Source organism: Gordonia sp. NPDC003424, from assembly GCF_053588655.1.
In genome coordinates, this window is sequence record NZ_JBSFQJ010000010.1 from 18,641 (window position 1) to 35,256 (window position 16,616).

Below are 16,616 nucleotides of genomic sequence, written 5' to 3' on the forward strand. Positions count from 1 at the left end.
GTGACGACCGTGAGTGACAGCAGTACCCCACGATTCCTCCAGGGATGCTTTCCGTTCCAGGGAGCGGGATTCGACAGCCTGGCCGTCATCGACGACTCGCTCGCGTTCACCGTTCCGGACGGCAAGACGTTGCAGGCGGTCTACTTCCGCGGCGGCAACAGCACCGACGAGATGATCACCGTCGCACTGCTGCGCGACGGTGATCCGGTGCGCTACTTCCCGATTCCGGCCCAGGGTGCCACGCATGTGCCGCTGCGGCTGGTCGAGGACTTCCTCGACGGCGCGCGACTCTCTCTCTCGCTCGCGGCGGCGCCGTCGGCATCGGGCACCGTCGTCATCGACCTCGGCCTGGTGGAGTTCTGATGACCCGACCGTCGCTGGTGGTGATCGGCAACGGTATGGCCGGGGCACGGGCGATCGAGGAGATCCTGGCCCGACGCGGCGGCGACCAGTTCTCCATCACCGTGTTCGGCGACGAACCGTACGGGAACTACAACCGGATCGCCCTGACCCATGTGCTGGCGGGTTCGGACGTGCCCGACAACATCTACCTGAACACCGTCGACTGGTACCGGGACAACGGAATCGACCTGCGTGCCGGCATCCGCGTGGTGCGGATCGACTCGTTTGCGAAAGTGGTTCTGGCCGACGATGGTTCACGGGTCCCCTACGACAAGCTGATCATCGCGACCGGGAGCCGCGCCTTCTTCCCGCCCATCGACGGACTGTGGGTCGACGATACGACGTTGCTGCGCGGGGTGTTCGGGTTCCGCAGTCTCGACGACACCACCGCGATCATCGCCCACGCCGACGGCGCCCGGCATGCCGCGGTCATCGGCGGCGGCCTGCTCGGCCTGGAGGCCGCGCACGGTTTGCGGGGGCGGGGTCTGGACGCCACCGTCGTGCATTCCGGGTCGATACTGATGAACGCCCAACTCGACGACACCGGGGGTGCGGTGCTGCGCGGTGCCATCGAGTCGACCGGAGTCGGGGTGGTGACGGGCAAACGCACCACGCGGGCCTTCGCCGACGCCGAGAATGCGATCACCGGAATCGGATTCGCGGACGGCGATCGGCTGGACTGCGATCTGCTGGTGGTGGCCACCGGGATTCGGCCCAATGTCGGCCTCGCCCGTGGTGCGGGCCTGACGGTCGAACGAGCGGTCGTCGTCGACGATCACCTGCGGTCGATCGACGACGACGACATCTACGCCGTCGGCGAATGCGCCCAGCACCGCGGCCAGGTGTACGGTCTCGTCGCACCGCTGTGGGAGCAGGCGAAGGTTCTCGCCGATCACCTGACCGGCACCGACGTCGCATCCGCCTACCGCGGTTCCCGGACGTCGACGAAGCTGAAGGTCGCGGGCGTCGATGTCGCCCAGATGGGTGTCAAGTCACCGGAGCGCGAGGACGACGAGTATCTCCAGTTCTACGAGCCCCGCCATGGTGTGTACAAGACGGTGGTGATCCGGGAGAACAAACTGATCGGCGCCACCCTGGTGGGCGACGTCAGCAAGGTCTCCTTCCTGATGCAGGCGTTCGATCAGGCGACCGAGCTGCCCGACGAACGCCTCTCGCTGATGTTCGACATCGGCACGCCGGACGTGGCGACCGGTGTCGCCGAACTCGCCGACGACGCGCAGGTCTGCAACTGCAACGGCGTGGACAAGAAGACCATCGTCGGATGCGTCGCGGGCGGCACCACGTCGGTGGCCGGCGTGATGGCCGCGACCCGTGCGGGCAAGGGCTGCGGCTCGTGCAAAGGCCTTGTCACACAGGTCGTGGAGTGGGCGGCCGGTGATGCGGTCACCGAGGACGCGTCCGCGAACTGGTACGTGCCGGCGATCCCGTACGAGAAGCCCGAACTGATGCGCCTGATCCGGGAGCTGAAGCTGCACTCGGTGCGATCGGTGTTCGCGGCCCTGGCGCCCGACGGCAAGGAGGACGCGAACTCGAAGATGGGCCTGTCGTCGCTGCTGGAGATGATGTGGGGCGCAGACTTTCTCGACGAACGCGCCGACCGGTTCATCAATGACCGGGTACACGCGAACATTCAGCGCGACGGCACGTTCTCGGTCGTGCCGCAGATGAAGGGCGGTGTCACCAGCGTCGAGCAGCTGCGCGCGATCGCCGATGTCGCCGAGAAGTACTCGGTCCCGATGATCAAACTGACCGGCGGACAACGCATCGACCTGCTCGGCATCCGGAAGGAGGACCTGCCCGACGTCTGGGCCGATCTCGACATGCCGTCCGGCTACGCCTACGGCAAGAGCTTCCGCACGGTGAAAACCTGTGTCGGCAGCGACTTCTGCCGCTTCGGCGTCGGGGACTCCACCGCACTCGGTATTGCGATCGAGGAACGGTACCAGGGCATCGCGGGTCCGGCGAAGATGAAGCTCGCGGTCACCGGATGCCCGCGCAACTGTGCGGAGGCCCTGTGCAAGGACCTCGGCGTGGTCGCCATCGACGGTGGGAAATGGGAGATCTACGTCGGCGGTGCGGCCGGCGCGCACATCCGCAAGGGCGACCTGCTGGCCACCGTCGACTCACCCGACGACGTGCTGACCCTGACCGGCCGGTTCCTCCAGTACTACCGCGAGAACGCGAAATGGCTGGAACGTACCTACGCCTGGGTGCCGCGGTACGGCATCGACAAGATCCGCGCCGTGGTGGTCGACGACGCCGAGGGCATCGCCGCGCAACTGGATGCCAACATGCAGAAATCCGTTGACGCGTACCGGGATCCGTGGCAAGACGGCAAGGCCCCGGTCACCCCCGGACAATTCCGCTCGGCCCTTCCCCTGATCCCACTGCCGCAGGTGCCCGTCCGATGAGCGAGTTCACGATCGGCAACATCGCCGACATCCCGCCCGGCGAGGGACGGACATACGGCATCGACGGCACGCAGGTGGCGGTGTTCCGGCTGCGTGACGGTTCGCTGCGGGCTCTCGACGCGGTATGCCCGCATCGCGGCGGCCCCCTCGCCGACGCGCTGATCGACGACTGCGTCGTCGTGTGCCCACTGCACAACTACACCTACGATCTGGCCACCGGGGCCGAGACCGCGTTCGGCGGGTCCGGCGTGGGCACCTACCCGGTTCGCGCCGACGAAGCCGGGACGTTGTTCGTCGAGGTGTAGGGGTTGGCCGGGAAGGGACCCTTCGAGTAAAGAACCTGCGCCGCCGCAGGCGGGGCGTGGGCTGGGCCGAGTCGCAGCCCTTTTCACTGATCGAGTAAGCCCGCGGGGACGACTCTTCGAGTAAGTAACCTGGGGCCGCCGCAGGCGGGGCGTGGACCGCGAAGAGTCGCAGCCCTTTTCGCTGATCGAGTAAGCCCGCGAGCTTGCGCCCTTCGACGCGCTCGTTCCTCGCTTGCTCAGGAACCGGCCCGCGCATCGAGATCACCGGTGAACGAGATCTCGATGCGGCGCCTCGCAAGCTCGGAGCCTTACTCGATCAACGGGGAGGGACTCTTCGAGAAAAAACCTGGGCCGCCGCAGGCAGTCAGCGTGGGCTGGGACGAGTCGCAGACCTTCGCTGATCGAGTAAGCCCGCGAGCTTGCGAGCGAGCGCATCGAGATCAACGGTGAACGAGATCTCGATCCGCACTCACGCGGGCGCGGGCGCGAGGTCCAGCTTCCCGGCCAGCTTGGCGAGGTAGCCGCTCGCCCGCTCGACGGTGTCGTCGGGCAGGCCGTAGAGCACCTGTGTCACACCGAGTTCCCGCCAGCGGTCGAGCTTTTCGGGCACCGGCTTGAAGTCGAGCACGACGATCTGCGGGGCGCCGTCGCGGCCGGCGTCGGACCAGATCTGTTGCAGCAGTCCGATCGAGCCCTCGATGTCCTGCTCGCCGGGGGTGGTGATCCAGCCGTCGGCGCTGCGGGCGATCCAGCGGAAGTTCTTCTCGTTGCCGGCCGCGCCCACCAGGGTCGGGATGTGCGACTGCGGTTTCGGCCACGCCCAGCTCGGGCCGAAATCGACGAACTCGCCATGGTATTCGGCTTCCTCGTCGGTCCACAGCGCGCGCATCGCCTCCAGATACTCACGAAGCATGGTGCGCCGCCGTTTCGGCGGGACGTCGTGGTCGGAGAGCTCGTCGAGGTTCCAGCCGAATCCGACGCCGAGCGACAGCCGACCCCCGGAGATGTGATCAAGCGTGGCAAGGGTTTTCGCGAGAGTGATGGGATCGGACTGGACGGGCAGGGCGACCGCGGTGGCGAGCCTGATGCGCTCGGTGACCGCGGCGGCCGCCGCCAGCGACGTCCACGGGTCGAGGGTGCGCATGTACCGGTCGTCGGGCAGCGTGGAGTCCCCGGTGCCCGGGTGGGCGGCGTCGCGGCGGGTCGGGATGTGCCCATGCTCCGGAACGAAGTACGACGCGAACCCGGCGTCCTCGATCAGCGGCGCGAGCACGTGCGGCTTGAGCCCCCGGTCGCTGGTGAACTGCACGATTCCGAATTCCATGAACCCTCCACAGCCTCACACCGCCCGGCCCTGGACGGTTGACTGGACACCAGTCTAGGCGATGCGGGCGCGGGCCGAAAGGGTCTGACGGACATCCCGGAAGATTCCGTTGCCGTCGGTGGTGCGACTGACCGCGTCGGCGGCCAGCACCACCGCCGCCGAGGTCCAGCAACTCTTCTCCACCGGCCAGCGTTTGCCGTCGGCGAAGACCAGCCCGGTCCAGTAGGAGCCGTCCGGATCCCGCAGGTGCTGAATGGATTCGATGAGCCGGACGGCGTCGGCGGTGTCGCCGAGCGCGTCGAGCGCCAGGGCCAGTTCGCAGGTCTCCGCGCCGGTCACCCACGGGCGATGGTCGACGCAGCGAATCCCCAAGCCGGACACCACGAATTCGTCCCATCGCCGGGCGATCAGTTCCTGGGCCGCGCGGCCGCGCACGGCCCCGCCGAGGATCGGGTAGTACCAATCCATCGAGTGTTCCGACGGCTTCTCGAAGATCTCCGGCCGGTCGCGCAGAGCCTCGCCGAGGCCGGTGTGGGCGTCCTCCCAGACCCCGTCGGGCCGGCCCATCTCCTCGGCGATCCGGATCGCACAGTCGAGCGCCTGAAAGATGCTGGCGTTACCGGTGATCCGGGCGTCGTCGAACATGGCGCCGGTGGCGTGGTCGCCGCCCCAGCGGAACGCGCCGTCGGGCCTGCGGAACTTGATCACGAGATCGATGGCCGCCCAGACGGTCGGCCACATCCGGTTGAGGAACGCGGTGTCGCCGGTGACGAGATAGTGATGCCAGACGCCCACGGCGATGTAGGCGCAGAAGTTGCTGTCGATGTTCGGATCGTCGACGCGCCCGACGACGGTCCGGATCGGCCAGGAACCGTCCGGCCGCTGATACCGCCGCGACCAGTCGTAGGCGGCCTCGGCCTCGGCGGTGCGCCCGGTGACGGTCAGCGCCATCGCCGATTCGATGTGATCCCACGGGTCGGTCTGCCCACCCGGAAACCACGGCAGCGCACCGGAATCCTCCTGCATACCCGCGATCGCGGCACCGGTGGCGTCGACCTGAGCGCAGGTCAGCACTCCCGCGATCGCGGGCATCGAGGTCACGAGGCCGCGGACTCTGCGGGCTTGCGCAGGTAGAGCGCCACCGACTTGCCGATGAACGGGTTGAGCGCCTGCTCCCCCACGCGGGTCAGCCACGGCTTGCTCATCATGTCCCAGACCAGCAACTGGTGGTATCCCTTGACCAGCAGGTTGTCGTTGTTCTCCACGCCGACAGCGCATTTGAGCCACCAGTAGGGGGCGTGCAGGGCGTGTGCGTGGTCGGTGCCGGTGACCTCGAGGCCGGCCTCCGACAGCTTGCCGGCCAACTCGGATGCCTTGTAGATCCGCACGTGGCCGCCCTCGACCTCGTGGTATTCGTCGGACAATGCCCAGCACACCTTTTCCGGCCAGTACCGCGGCACGGTCACCGCGGCGAGCCCGCCCGGCTTGAGGATGCGTACCATCTCGGCGATCGCGGCCTCGTCCGATGGGATGTGCTCCAGGATCTCCGACATGAGCACGACATCGAAGCTGTTGTCCGTGTAGGGAAGTCGAAGGGCGTCTCCGACCTCGGCGCGCGCCTTGGCGGACGCCGGTACATGACCCTCGGCCATCATGGCGTCGAACATCTCGCCGACGTCGGCCATGTCACCCTCGGACTGGTCGAACGCGATGACATCCGCGCCGCGGCGGAACATCTCGAACGAGTGCCGACCCTGCCCAGCCCCGATGTCGATCGCCTTGACGCCCGGCCCCACCTCGAGACGGTCGAAATCCACTGTCAGCACGCGTTGCTCTCCTCTTCGTTCACCGCGAAACCTTCGCGGGCCAACACCGTCTCGTAGTGGGCGGCGGTCTTGGCGGCCACCGCGGCCCAGCTGTAGCGTTCCTCGACTCGCTCGCGTCCGCCCGCACCCAACCGTCGGCGGAGCTCCTCGTCGTCGAGCAGGCGGCCGATCGCCTGCGCCAGCTTGCCCGAATCCCGTGGTGGCACAAGCAATGCCGCCTCCTCGGCGGTGCCGACGACTTCCGGGATGGCGCCCGCGCGGGTCGCGACCAGCGGCGTCGCACAGCTCATGGCTTCCACCGCCGGGAGCGAGAAGCCCTCGTACAGCGAAGGGACACAAGCGACTTCGGCCGAGGCCAGCAGCTCGGCCATCTCCTCGTCCTCGAGCCCGGAGACCACCCGGACCCGGTCCCGGATGGACAGGTCGTCGATCAGTTTCGCCGACGGCCCGTGGGGATCGAGCTTGGACACCAACACCAGTTCGACGTCCCGTTCGGCGCTGAGCTTGGCGATCGCCTCCAGCAGGTACGACACACCCTTGAGCGGGGCATCGGCGCTGGCGATGCACACGACGCGGCCCGGTACGCGTTCCACCCCCGGGGTGAACACCGCGGTGTCCACGCCGAGCGGGATGGTGGTGATCCGGCCGGACGGGATGTCGAAGGCCTTGCGGATGTCGACCTCGCTGCTGCGGGAGACCGTCAGCAGTTCGGGGATGCGCCGCGACACCCGGCCCTGCATCCGCAGGAACGAATGCCACCGCCACGCGGTGATCTTGCGCCAGCCCTTCGCCGCCTTCACCGCCAGCGTACGGTCGCGGGTGATCGGATGGTGGATGGTCGCGATGAGCGGGAACCCGGCCTTCTGGATGTCGAGCAGCCCGTATCCGAGGCATTGGTTGTCGTGGACGATGTCGAAGTCGTCGCGACGGTCCTTCAGCAACCGGGCGACCCGCAGGCTGAAGGTCAGCGGCTCACCGAAGCTGGCGGTCCACATGGCTCCGACCTCGAGAGCGTCGATCCAGTCGCGGTACTCGCCGGGCCGGGGCGTGCGGAACGGATCCGGTTCGTCGTAGAGCCCGAGGCTGGGCACCTTGGTGAGCTTCACGCCGGCGTCGATGGCGACCTGGTCGAGATCCGGATACGGCTGACCGGAGAAGATCTCCACCTCGTGCCCGAGCAGCGCGAGTTCACGCGAGAGGTGACGAACGTAGACGCCCTGGCCACCACAATGCGGCTTGCTGCGGTACGACAGCAGTGCAACCCGCACGGTTACTGCACCGATTCCAGGGTGGCGGCCGACTCGAACTCGGCGATCGAGACCAACTTGACCCGACGACGGCCCGCCGACTTGCCGGCGGCGCGTTCGGCGGCGTCGATGGCTTTCCAGCCGGCCAGGTCGATGCGGTGCGCACCGTTGTTGGCGACGATCTCGGGGACATCGTCACGCGAGGTCGACGGCGGGCTCAGCACCCCGTCGACGAAGTCCCGCAGCACCGCCTCCGCGGTCTGCTGTCCACACATTCGGTTCATACCGATCCCCCCGGTCGCCCCTCGTTTGATCCATCCGGTCACGTACAGGCCGGGCATGACGTCCCCGTCGGCGCCGGTCCGTACCCGTCCATCGGTGTTCGGCACCACGCCCTTCACGTCGTCGAACGGCAGGTCGGTCACCGGTACGCCACGGTATCCGATCGCGCGCAGGACCAGCCCGGCCGAGATGTCGAATCGTTCCGCGGTCGGGGTGATGGCCACCCGGCCGGTGCCTTCGGCGTAGACGTTGCGCACACATGTCAGTGTCTCGGCTCGGCCGCCACCCGACAACTCGACGGGCGAGACGAGGAACCGGAACACGATCCGCCGATGGTCTTCGGTGGCCGGCCGCTCGGCGAACTCGCGGGCGAGCCGGATCTTGGTGGCGATCGTCGAGTCGAGGGTGTCGTCGGCGAGCGCCGCCTCGGTCGCCGGGTCGAGCGCCAGTTCGTCGGGGTCGATGATCACGTCGACGCCGTCGACGTCGCCGAGCGCGAGGAACTCGCTGTTGGTGTATGCGGCCTGCGCGATCCCTCGCCGACCCAGCAGCACAACCTCTTTCACCTGCGAGTCCCGCAGTTTCGCGAGCGCATGGTCGGCGATGTCGGTCTTCGCGAGGTCGTCGGGATCGCTGACCAGGATGCGCGCGACGTCGAGGGCGACGTTGCCGTTGCCGACGACCACCGCACGTTCGGTGGACAGGTCGACGTCGAGGTCGACGTAATCGGGATGGCCGTTGTACCAGGCGACGAACTCGGTCGCGGGGATCGAGCCGGGCAGATCCTCACCGGGGATGCCGAGGTGTTTGTCGGTCGCGGCACCCACCGCGTAGACGACCGCGTGATAGCGGTCGACGAGTTCGGCGTGACTGATGTGCTTGCCGACCTCGACGTTCAGGAAGTACGCGAAGTTGCGCTTGGCGGCGGTCGCGGCGAAGGTCTTCTCGACACCCTTGGTGGAGGCGTGATCGGGTGCGACACCGGCCCGCACCAGGCCGTACGGGGTGGGCAGGCGGTCGAACATGTCGACCTTCACCTGAGGTTTGCGGACGAGTTCTTCGGCCGCGTAGAACGCCGCCGGCCCGGCACCGACGATCGCCACGTGCAACTCGCCGTCGGGCAGTTGCGGGGACTTCTTCGGCGGCACGAGACCGCCCTCGACGTCGTGGTCCTTGTAGTAGTCGGCGTTGATCTGCAGGTACGGTTCGTCGCGAGTTTCGAGCTGATCGTCCGGGAGGATCGCCTCGACCGGGCACTCGTCGATACATGCGCCGCAGTCGATGCAGGTCTCCGGATCGATGAACAACATCTCCGCCGTGAAGAACTCGGGTTCGTCGGGCGTGGGGTGGATGCAATTGACCGGGCAGACCGCAACGCAACTGGCATCGTTACAACATGGCCGGGTGATCACATGCGCCATCTGCAATTTCCTCGCGATCCGACACGTGGAACGTGTTCTAGTTTTTCGATTCTCTGTATCTTAACTAGAAAACCATGGGCACGGTGAAAGCAGGAACCCGGTGAGCACTTCAAGCACTGCCGAATCGACGGCGATCGAACCGTTATCCGATCGCAAGGAGGGCGCGCGCTACTTCGAGGTGGACTACCGCGTCCGCACCGGCGACGTCGATCAGGAGATGCGGGTCCGTCTCGATGCGGTCGCCCGATATCTGCAGGATGTCGCCAACGACAACATCGAGGCCACGGACTTCCACTCGACGGACCCGTTCTGGATCGTCCGCCGCACCATCATCGACGTGATCCGGCCGATCTCCTGGCCGGCGAGTGTGACCGCACAGCGTTGGTGCGGTGCCCTGTCCACCCGCTGGACCAACATGCGGGTGCGGCTGACCTCGGAGCACGAGACCAACCGCTTCAATCCCGAACCCCGCCCGGAGGGGCTGATCGAGACCGAGGCGTTCTGGATCAACGTCAACGACAAGGGGATGCCGTCGCGGTTGACCGACGACGCCTTCGAGATGCTGTCGTCGATGACCGACGAACACCGCCTGCGGTGGAAGTCGATGAATCCGGAGAAGGCGCCGGCCGCCGACGACCTGCAGATCCCCGACCGCGAGCATGTGCTGCGCAGCACCGACTTCGACCCGTTCAAGCACCTGAACAACGCCGCGTATCTCGAGGCGGTCGAGGACGAACTGCAGGACCACCCGGATCTCGTCGACGTGCCGCATCGTGCGGTGATCGAGTATCTGCGTCCGATCGTGCCGGGCACCAAGCTCACCGTGCGCCGGGTCCGCGAGCCGCAGCGCCTGCTGATGTGGGTGCTGATGGACGACGCGGTCACCGGTGAGCAGGTGGTGGCGTCGACGGTGTCGATCGTGCCGCTACCGGTCTGACCCACCCTCGACCCCGCCCCCGGACCACGCCCCTGGGCGGCGCTGGCCGGCGGCGGTCACGTTCTTCCCCCCACTTTGCGAGAACCCTCCGCGAGCATCGGGAGGGTTCCCGCAAAGCGGGGGGAGGAACTGCGGCGGACCACTGTTTGCCGGCTACTGCCCGCCGGAGAGCAGCAGCTCCATCAGCTTGATCGGCGCCGCACACGGGTCGGCGGGGACGGCGTTGGAGCGCGGCTCGACCCACCACGTGTAGACACCGCGGCTCGGTGCGCGGGCGGTGACGCCGCACACCGCCGGCCGCTTGGGGTCACGCTGGGTGAACGCGGCCTGGCTGGCGACCTTGATGTTCTCCGTCTGATACCCGAGCCGTTTGGCGGTGTCCTTCTCGACGGTCGGGTTACCCCATTCGAACCAGTTGAAGGTCACATCCGCCACCATCGACCCCTCGACGATCCATCGGCAGATCGCCCCGTTGAAGGTGCCGCGGGCGATCGCGCCGTCACCGGCGACGGCCTGCCCGATCTGGGCGGGCGACAGCACCGAGCATTCGAGGAGCAGCTTGTCGAACTGGTCGGTGTCGACGTGGCCTTCCTGCTCGTTGTCGGCGGCGCCGACCGCGACCGGATTGCCGTCGACGGTGCGGGCGCAGGCCGAGGCGACCGCGACGATCAGCACCAGTGCCGCGAGGACGGACAGCGCCCGCCTCATGAGGAGCGCTCGATCGACATCGTGGACAGTTGACGGGCCGCGCCACAGATCTGTTCGGTCGGGGGCGGCTGGGTGTCCGCCGAGACCGACCCCGCACTGACCGACCACTCGAAGAAGTCGGCGCCGAAGGCGATGCCGATCTCGCAGATGCCGGAGTCCGACGCGATGAATCCCTTGTGTCCGTTGATCTCGATGTCCTTGGTGGACTCGCGGGACAGCTGTTCGGTGGCGCGCTCGCGGCCGATCGGTGAGCCGCGATACCAGTTGAACGACGCCACCGGGCCGGTGCGGTCGGCGTTGCTGCTCCACTCGCAGGCCGACGCGTTGTTGACGGTGTTGGTGAGGCCCGAGAAGGTGGTGATCCGGGTGACCTCCTCGGTGCTGACGCCACCGCACGCCCCGAAGAACGGTCCGGCGCCGGCCTTGCCCGGCGCCTCGGGTGTCTTCGCGCCCGCCTCGTCGTCGGAGGATCCGGAGCACCCGGTGAGTACGAGCCCGCAGACCGTCACGATCATCAGCAGCAGACCTCCCCGCAAGCGCAGCCGATCGAGTTCGCGCCGTTCCCGTTTCGTCGGACGCCCGGCACCGGGGTCGCGGCGCGGTTGACTGGCCACGACCTCCTTGGGTGGCGGCGCCGGGCTGTGGTCGATGAAGCATTCCGCGGCGGCGGGCGCGGACACGCGCTTGCTGATCAGCTTGGTCACCTCGACGATCCGTTCGCGACCGTTCAACCGGACGCGCACCTCGTCACCGACGACGACCGGCTGGGCCGGTTTGGCGGTGGCACCGTTGACGCGCACGTGGCCGCCACGGCACGCTGCCCCGGCCGCAGAGCGGGTTTTGGTCAGCCGGATCGCCCAGATCCAGCTGTCGACGCGAGTGGCCATACGCCCCGGCGGCTACTTCTGCCTGGTGAGGAAGTAGTAGCCGGCACCGGCGGCGGCGGCGCCGAGGATCAGCGCCGGAAAGAACCCGATGAGCCACCACAGCACACCGAAGACGACGATCGCCGGTGACACGGCGACCAGGGACATTCCCGGATGCTGGCGGACGACCTGACTGACCGCCTTGCCCTTGGCCGGATCCACCGCCATGGCTTCCTCCTTGCTGAGGTGCTTGTGGTGTCCACTGTAGCCAAGGCGACCGACATGCCCCGCCCATCTCGGTCCCGGCACGCGCAAGCTCGGCGAGCCCACCGCTCGTTGGGCGCGACGAGCGCCTTTCGACGTGCTCGCAGGCTCGCTTGCTCAGGGCCCGCGCAGCGAGCCCGACGCCGGTCGAGACGAGCACCCCCGCAGCGGTGCGCAGTCAGAGATCACCAGCGACGGCGATCCAATCGCTCCGCGGCCGCCGCCGCGTCGTCGGCGCAACCGAACCCGACGACCCACCGTCCGTCGGACAGCTCGACCTGGCCGAGCATCATCGGGGACGGCAGATCGGCCAGGAACGCGCCGAGGGCGGCCGGCGACAGCGACCACGACTCGCCCTCGATCGCCCGGCCGCATCCGGGGTCCCGCACGAGTCCCGGCTTGCGTGGCGTGGTGTCGAGAGCCACCAACCGGTACCGCGGCGCCGTCTGCACGACACCGGCCCACCGGGCTCCCCGATCCGCCAGTTCGTGGGTCAGAGGACCGCCCCGCATGTGCGCGCCGAACACCGCGAGTTCGACCCTCAGCCCCTCGCCGGTGGCGGCCTCCGCCCAGGTCGCGCGCGACGAGGCCGCCGCATCGGCGTCGAGGAATCGGCGCGCCAGGTCGGCGACGACGGCGTCGTGATGGGCGGCCGCCAACAGTGTGACACCGAATTGTGCTCGCGTGCCGTCGGATTCGTCGACGACGTCGGCCGGGATGGCGACTCCGCACAGGTCGAAGAGGTTGCAGAAGTTGGTGTAGGTGCCCATCCGTGCGTTCACGCCGATCGGGTCGGCGGCCACCTGCTTGAGCGTCGGGTGTGCGGGTGCGGTCGGCACCATCAGGGCATCGGCATCGCCGAGTGCGGCCATCGCCTCGGCCCGCAGTTCGGCGAGCCGGCGTCGGGCGCGCAGCAGGTCGACGGCGCCGAACCGATTGGCGCCCAGGATGATCTGCGCGACCACCGGATCCACATCGGCGGATACCGGATCGGCCGTGGCCAGGAACTCCCCGACCGCGTCGTACCGTTCGGCGACCAGCGCGTCCTCGTACAAGAGTTTCGCGGCGGTGAGGAAGGCGCTCAGGTCGATCGGCTTGACGCGAATCCCGGCGGCCTCGGCGCGCGCGACGGCGGTCTCGAACGCGGCTCGCCAGGCACCGTCGAGTTCCGGGAGCTCGGCGGGGATCGCCACCGTCGGCTGTTCGGGGGCCGCGAATGGCGTTGCGGGACCGAAGGGTCGGGGTCCGTGGGCGGCGGCCATCGCGGCCATGGCACGGTCCGCGAGGTCGAGGTCGGCGGCGAAGATCGTGACGGTGTCGTAGCTCGCGCAGGCCGGCACGACACCCTCGGTCGACACCACACCCAGCGTCGGTTTGATGCCGACGATGCCCTGCAGACCCGCAGGGACCCGTCCGGATCCGGCGGTGTCGGTGCCGATGGCGATGTCGGCGAAACCGAGCGCGACCGCGACCGCCGACCCGGAGCTCGAACCGCCGGAGATCCGGTCCGGGCGTCGCGAATCCCGCACGGCACCATAGGGACTGCGGGTTCCGACGAGGCCCGTGGCGAACTGGTCGAGGTTGGTCTTGCCGATGACGACGGCGCCCGCGGCGCGCAGGGCGGCCACGGCGGCGGCGTCGGCCGCGGGGCGGTGGTCATAGCCCGGGCATGCGGCGGTGGTCGGCAGCCCCGCGACATCGACGTTGTCCTTGACCGCCAACACGATTCCGGCCAGCGGCCCGCCGTCGGCGATCGATGCGCGGTAGTCGGCGTCGACCTCGTCGCGCGGACGCAGCGTGATGAAGACCTCGGGCCGGTCGGCATCGTCGATCCGGCGGTAGATGTCGTCGATGCGGCTCATGCGACCTTCCCCTGTTCGACAGCGATCTCGGCTTCGGCGGGCATCGCGGTGGCCGCGAACTCGCCGTGTTGCGACCAGCGTTCACGTTCTTCGGCGCGTGCGATCTCCATCGTCGCACGGCTGGCGGTGATGTCGGCGGCGTTCTCGTCGAGGAAGCGCTGGTGCTCGGCGAGCGAGAACGTGCCGGGGGTGACGCGGACGGAATCGCCGCGGCCGGCCGCGACATCGGCGCGCATGTCGAGCAGTTCTTCGGCGCTCACCGGGTACCAGCGGATCCGGTCGAAGAAGCGCAGCAGCCACGGGTGCTCGGCATCGAATCCCGGTGCGGGCAACGGATGCCGGTGGTTCCACACTTGGGTGGTGCGTCCGACGAACTGATACCCGCCCGGCCCCTCCATGCCGTACACGCAGAGGTAGGCGCCGCCGATGCCGACGGCGTTCTCCGGGGTCCAGGTGCGTGCCGGATTGTACTTCGTGGTCACCAGGCGATGCCGCGGGTCGAGCGGAACTGCCACCGGCGCACCGAGATACACGTCGCCGAGGCCCAACACGAGGTAGCTCGCGTCGAACACGATGCGATACACGTCGTCGACCGAGTCGAGACCGTTCATCCGCCGGATGAACTCGATGTTCCACGGGCACCATGGGGCGTCGCCACGGACGCCGAGCATGTAGCGTTCGATGGCTTCGCGGGTGGCCGGGTCGTCCCAGGACAGTGGCAATTCCACGGTCCGGCTCGGCACGACGAGATCGCCGGCGGCGGGTAGCTGGCTTTCACATTCGCTGAGCCACTGCAGCATCCGCTGCTGCGACCACACGTCGGGGTCGGCCTTGACCTGCAGTGACCGGATGCCCGGGGTGAGGTCGACGAGGCCCGCCGGCCGCTCGGCGGCGATGCGCTCGGCCAACGCGTGCACGCGGGCCCGGAGCGCGAGATCGAGTCGCATGTCGCCGTATTCGACGAGGATGTTGTCGTCTCCGCTGCGGCGGTAGGTGACATCGGTGGTGCCGTCGGCCGTGGTGGTGGTGCCGAGGATTCCGCCGTCGGGGTCTCCCCCGCTCGAGAGCACGTCGACGAAACACGCGCGCCGTGCGAGACCGGTTTCGGTGGTCGACGCAGCGTGCTCGCTGCGCACCGCGACGAACCGGACGGTGTCGCCGGGCTTGAGTTGTCCCAGCTTCCACCGCTCGGCGGCGACCACGGTGACCGGGCAGACGAAGCCGCCGAGGCTGGGCCCGTCGGGGCCCAACAGAATCGGTGTGTCGCCGGTGAAGTCAAGTGCACCAACCGAATACGCGTTGTCGTGGATGTTCGACGGGTGCAGGCCCGCCTCGCCGCCGTCGGAGCGCGCCCACCGCGGTTGGGGGCCGATCAGCCGGACGCCGGTGCGGTCGGAGTTGAAGTGCACCTCGTAGTCGGTGGCGAACAGGTCGGCGATGTCGTCGGGGGTGAAGAACTCGGGGGCGCTGTGCGGGCCGACGGTGACGCCGAGCTGCCAGGCGTTGGTCATCGCCGGCTGTTCGTCGCCGAGAATGCGGCGCGCGGTGGTGGTCACGGTCTCTGTGCGGGCGATGGTGTCGCCGTCGACGAGTTTGCGACCGTCGCGCCCGCCGAAGCGGCCCATGGTGAATGTCGAGCGGCTGCCCAGGTACTCCTCGGCGTCGAGGCCGCCCGACACGGCGATGTAGACGCGCATGCCGCAGCCGCCCACCGCGCCGACATCGAGGGTGTCGCCGGCCGCGAGTTCCAGCGGAACCCATTGCGGCATCGGCTTTCCGGATACCGTCACGGTGGCCGGCGCTCCGGTGACCGCGACCGTGGCGGGTGCGTCGAAGCGTAGCGCCGGCCCCATCAGGGTGGCCTCGAGTCCGGCCGCGTGATCCGGGTTCCCGACGGCGGCGTTGGCGAGGCGGAACGAGAGGTCGTCCATCGGGCCCGACGGCGGCACCCCGACCTTCCAGTAGCCGATGCGGCCCGGCCAGTCCTGAATGGTGGTCAGGGGTCCCGCGCGGACGACGGTGATGGTGGTCATGGTGCTCACTTCTCCGGGCGGGTGACGATGACGCGGACCGCGGTGGGGTCGAATCCGTTGCAGGGGTTGTTGATCTGCGGGCAGTTGGAGATCAGCACGAGGGTGTCGACCTCGGCGCGCAGGGCCAGTCGCTTGCCCGGGGCCGACAGGCCGTCGACGATGCCGAGCGATCCGTCGGGGTCGACGGGCACGTTCATGAAGAAGTTGACGTTGCCGACGAGGTCGGCCTTGCCGAGGCCGTGTCGGGCACCCTCGATGAGGAAGTTCTCCACGCAGGCGTGCTGTTGGCGGGTGTGGTGCCCGTAACGCAGGGTGTTGGACTCCTGCGAGCAGGCGCCGCCGACGGTGTCGTGGTTGCCGACCTCGTCGGCGACGATGGTCATCAGCGGCGCGGATTCCTGGTCGCGGATCACCGATCCGGTGGTCAGGAAGATGTTGCCCTGCGCGGCGATGGTGGCCTGCGCCGAGTAGCGGACCGAATGATCCTGTGCGCCATAGAAGAGGGTGTCGACGGCCTGGTTGCCGTAGAGGTCGACGATGGTGAGCACGTCGCCGGCGGCGACGACGCCCGACCAGGGGCCGCGTTCGGACACCTCGGCGTCGTCGATCACGGTGCCCGGTACGAGGGCGAGGTCGGCGGCGGGGGCGGTGGTGAGGTCGGTGATGGTGGTCATGGTGTCCTTGTTGCTCGGGGGGTGGTCTCGATA

General features: G+C 68.3%; 15 protein-coding genes. 4 read left to right on the forward strand and 11 right to left on the reverse strand.

What is annotated here, in order from left to right:
* Positions 1-9 precede the first annotated feature (9 nt).
* The 3 genes from ACWDTI_RS15885 to ACWDTI_RS15895 are packed head-to-tail and all read left to right on the forward strand — an operon-like array spanning position 10 to position 3,139.
* Entirely contained in the window at positions 10-363 is a 354-nt protein-coding gene (locus ACWDTI_RS15885; protein WP_449739068.1) for a molybdopterin oxidoreductase, read from the forward strand.
* Positions 363-2,834, forward strand: coding sequence for a nitrite reductase large subunit NirB (gene nirB / locus ACWDTI_RS15890; RefSeq protein ID WP_449739069.1), 2,472 nt, complete (start codon positions 363-365; stop codon positions 2,832-2,834). The genes ACWDTI_RS15885 and nirB overlap by 1 nt, the downstream gene beginning before the upstream one ends.
* A complete protein-coding gene (locus tag ACWDTI_RS15895; RefSeq protein WP_449739070.1) occupies positions 2,831-3,139 on the forward strand; it encodes a Rieske (2Fe-2S) protein in 309 nt (102 codons plus the stop codon). The genes nirB and ACWDTI_RS15895 overlap by 4 nt, the downstream gene beginning before the upstream one ends.
* Positions 3,140-3,608: 469 nt before the next feature.
* On the opposite strand, the gene ACWDTI_RS15900 is transcribed toward ACWDTI_RS15895, so the two are convergent.
* Genes ACWDTI_RS15900 through ACWDTI_RS15920 form a run of 5 tightly spaced genes read right to left on the reverse strand, consistent with a single transcriptional unit; the run spans position 3,609 to position 9,239 of the window.
* Positions 3,609-4,463 (reverse strand): LLM class F420-dependent oxidoreductase, encoded by an 855-nt coding sequence (locus ACWDTI_RS15900; protein WP_449739071.1) that lies wholly within the window; start codon positions 4,461-4,463, stop codon positions 3,609-3,611.
* 54 nt (positions 4,464-4,517) lie between these two features.
* A complete protein-coding gene (locus ACWDTI_RS15905; RefSeq protein WP_449739072.1) occupies positions 4,518-5,564 on the reverse strand; it encodes a prenyltransferase in 1,047 nt (348 codons plus the stop codon).
* Positions 5,561-6,289: a class I SAM-dependent methyltransferase gene (locus ACWDTI_RS15910; protein WP_449739073.1), complete on the reverse strand. Its 729-nt coding sequence runs from the start codon at positions 6,287-6,289 to the stop codon at positions 5,561-5,563. The genes ACWDTI_RS15905 and ACWDTI_RS15910 overlap by 4 nt, the downstream gene beginning before the upstream one ends.
* On the reverse strand, positions 6,283-7,557 hold the full coding sequence (locus ACWDTI_RS15915; protein ID WP_449739074.1) for a glycosyltransferase family 4 protein: 1,275 nt from the start codon (positions 7,555-7,557) through the stop codon (positions 6,283-6,285). Before ACWDTI_RS15915 ends, ACWDTI_RS15910 begins: the two co-directional genes overlap by 7 nt.
* A gap of 2 nt (positions 7,558-7,559) precedes the next feature.
* Positions 7,560-9,239 (reverse strand): FAD-dependent oxidoreductase, encoded by a 1,680-nt coding sequence (locus ACWDTI_RS15920; protein WP_449739075.1) that lies wholly within the window; start codon positions 9,237-9,239, stop codon positions 7,560-7,562.
* A 100-nt stretch (positions 9,240-9,339) separates the two neighbouring features.
* On the opposite strand from ACWDTI_RS15920, the gene ACWDTI_RS15925 reads away from it, so the two are divergent.
* Complete coding sequence (locus ACWDTI_RS15925) at positions 9,340-10,176, forward strand: acyl-[acyl-carrier-protein] thioesterase (protein WP_449739076.1); 837 nt, start codon at positions 9,340-9,342, stop codon at positions 10,174-10,176.
* A 153-nt stretch (positions 10,177-10,329) separates the two neighbouring features.
* On the opposite strand, the gene ACWDTI_RS15930 is transcribed toward ACWDTI_RS15925, so the two are convergent.
* The 6 genes from ACWDTI_RS15930 to ACWDTI_RS15955 all read right to left on the reverse strand — a co-directional run bounded on the left by ACWDTI_RS15930 (position 10,330) and on the right by ACWDTI_RS15955 (position 16,583).
* A complete protein-coding gene (locus ACWDTI_RS15930) occupies positions 10,330-10,884 on the reverse strand; it encodes a DUF3558 domain-containing protein (RefSeq protein WP_449739077.1) in 555 nt (184 codons plus the stop codon).
* Entirely contained in the window at positions 10,881-11,771 is an 891-nt protein-coding gene (locus ACWDTI_RS15935) for a DUF3558 family protein (RefSeq protein ID WP_449739078.1), read from the reverse strand. Before ACWDTI_RS15935 ends, ACWDTI_RS15930 begins: the two co-directional genes overlap by 4 nt.
* A gap of 12 nt (positions 11,772-11,783) precedes the next feature.
* Positions 11,784-11,978, reverse strand: coding sequence for a hypothetical protein (locus ACWDTI_RS15940; RefSeq protein WP_449739079.1), 195 nt, complete (start codon positions 11,976-11,978; stop codon positions 11,784-11,786).
* Positions 11,979-12,199: 221 nt separating this feature from the next.
* Positions 12,200-13,876 (reverse strand): allophanate hydrolase, encoded by a 1,677-nt coding sequence (gene atzF / locus ACWDTI_RS15945; protein ID WP_449739080.1) that lies wholly within the window; start codon positions 13,874-13,876, stop codon positions 12,200-12,202.
* Entirely contained in the window at positions 13,873-15,909 is a 2,037-nt protein-coding gene (locus ACWDTI_RS15950; protein ID WP_449739081.1) for a 5-oxoprolinase/urea amidolyase family protein, read from the reverse strand. The genes atzF and ACWDTI_RS15950 overlap by 4 nt, the downstream gene beginning before the upstream one ends.
* 5 nt (positions 15,910-15,914) lie before the next feature.
* Positions 15,915-16,583, reverse strand: coding sequence for an urea amidolyase associated protein UAAP2 (locus ACWDTI_RS15955; RefSeq protein WP_449739082.1), 669 nt, complete (start codon positions 16,581-16,583; stop codon positions 15,915-15,917).
* Positions 16,584-16,616 lie beyond the last annotated feature (33 nt).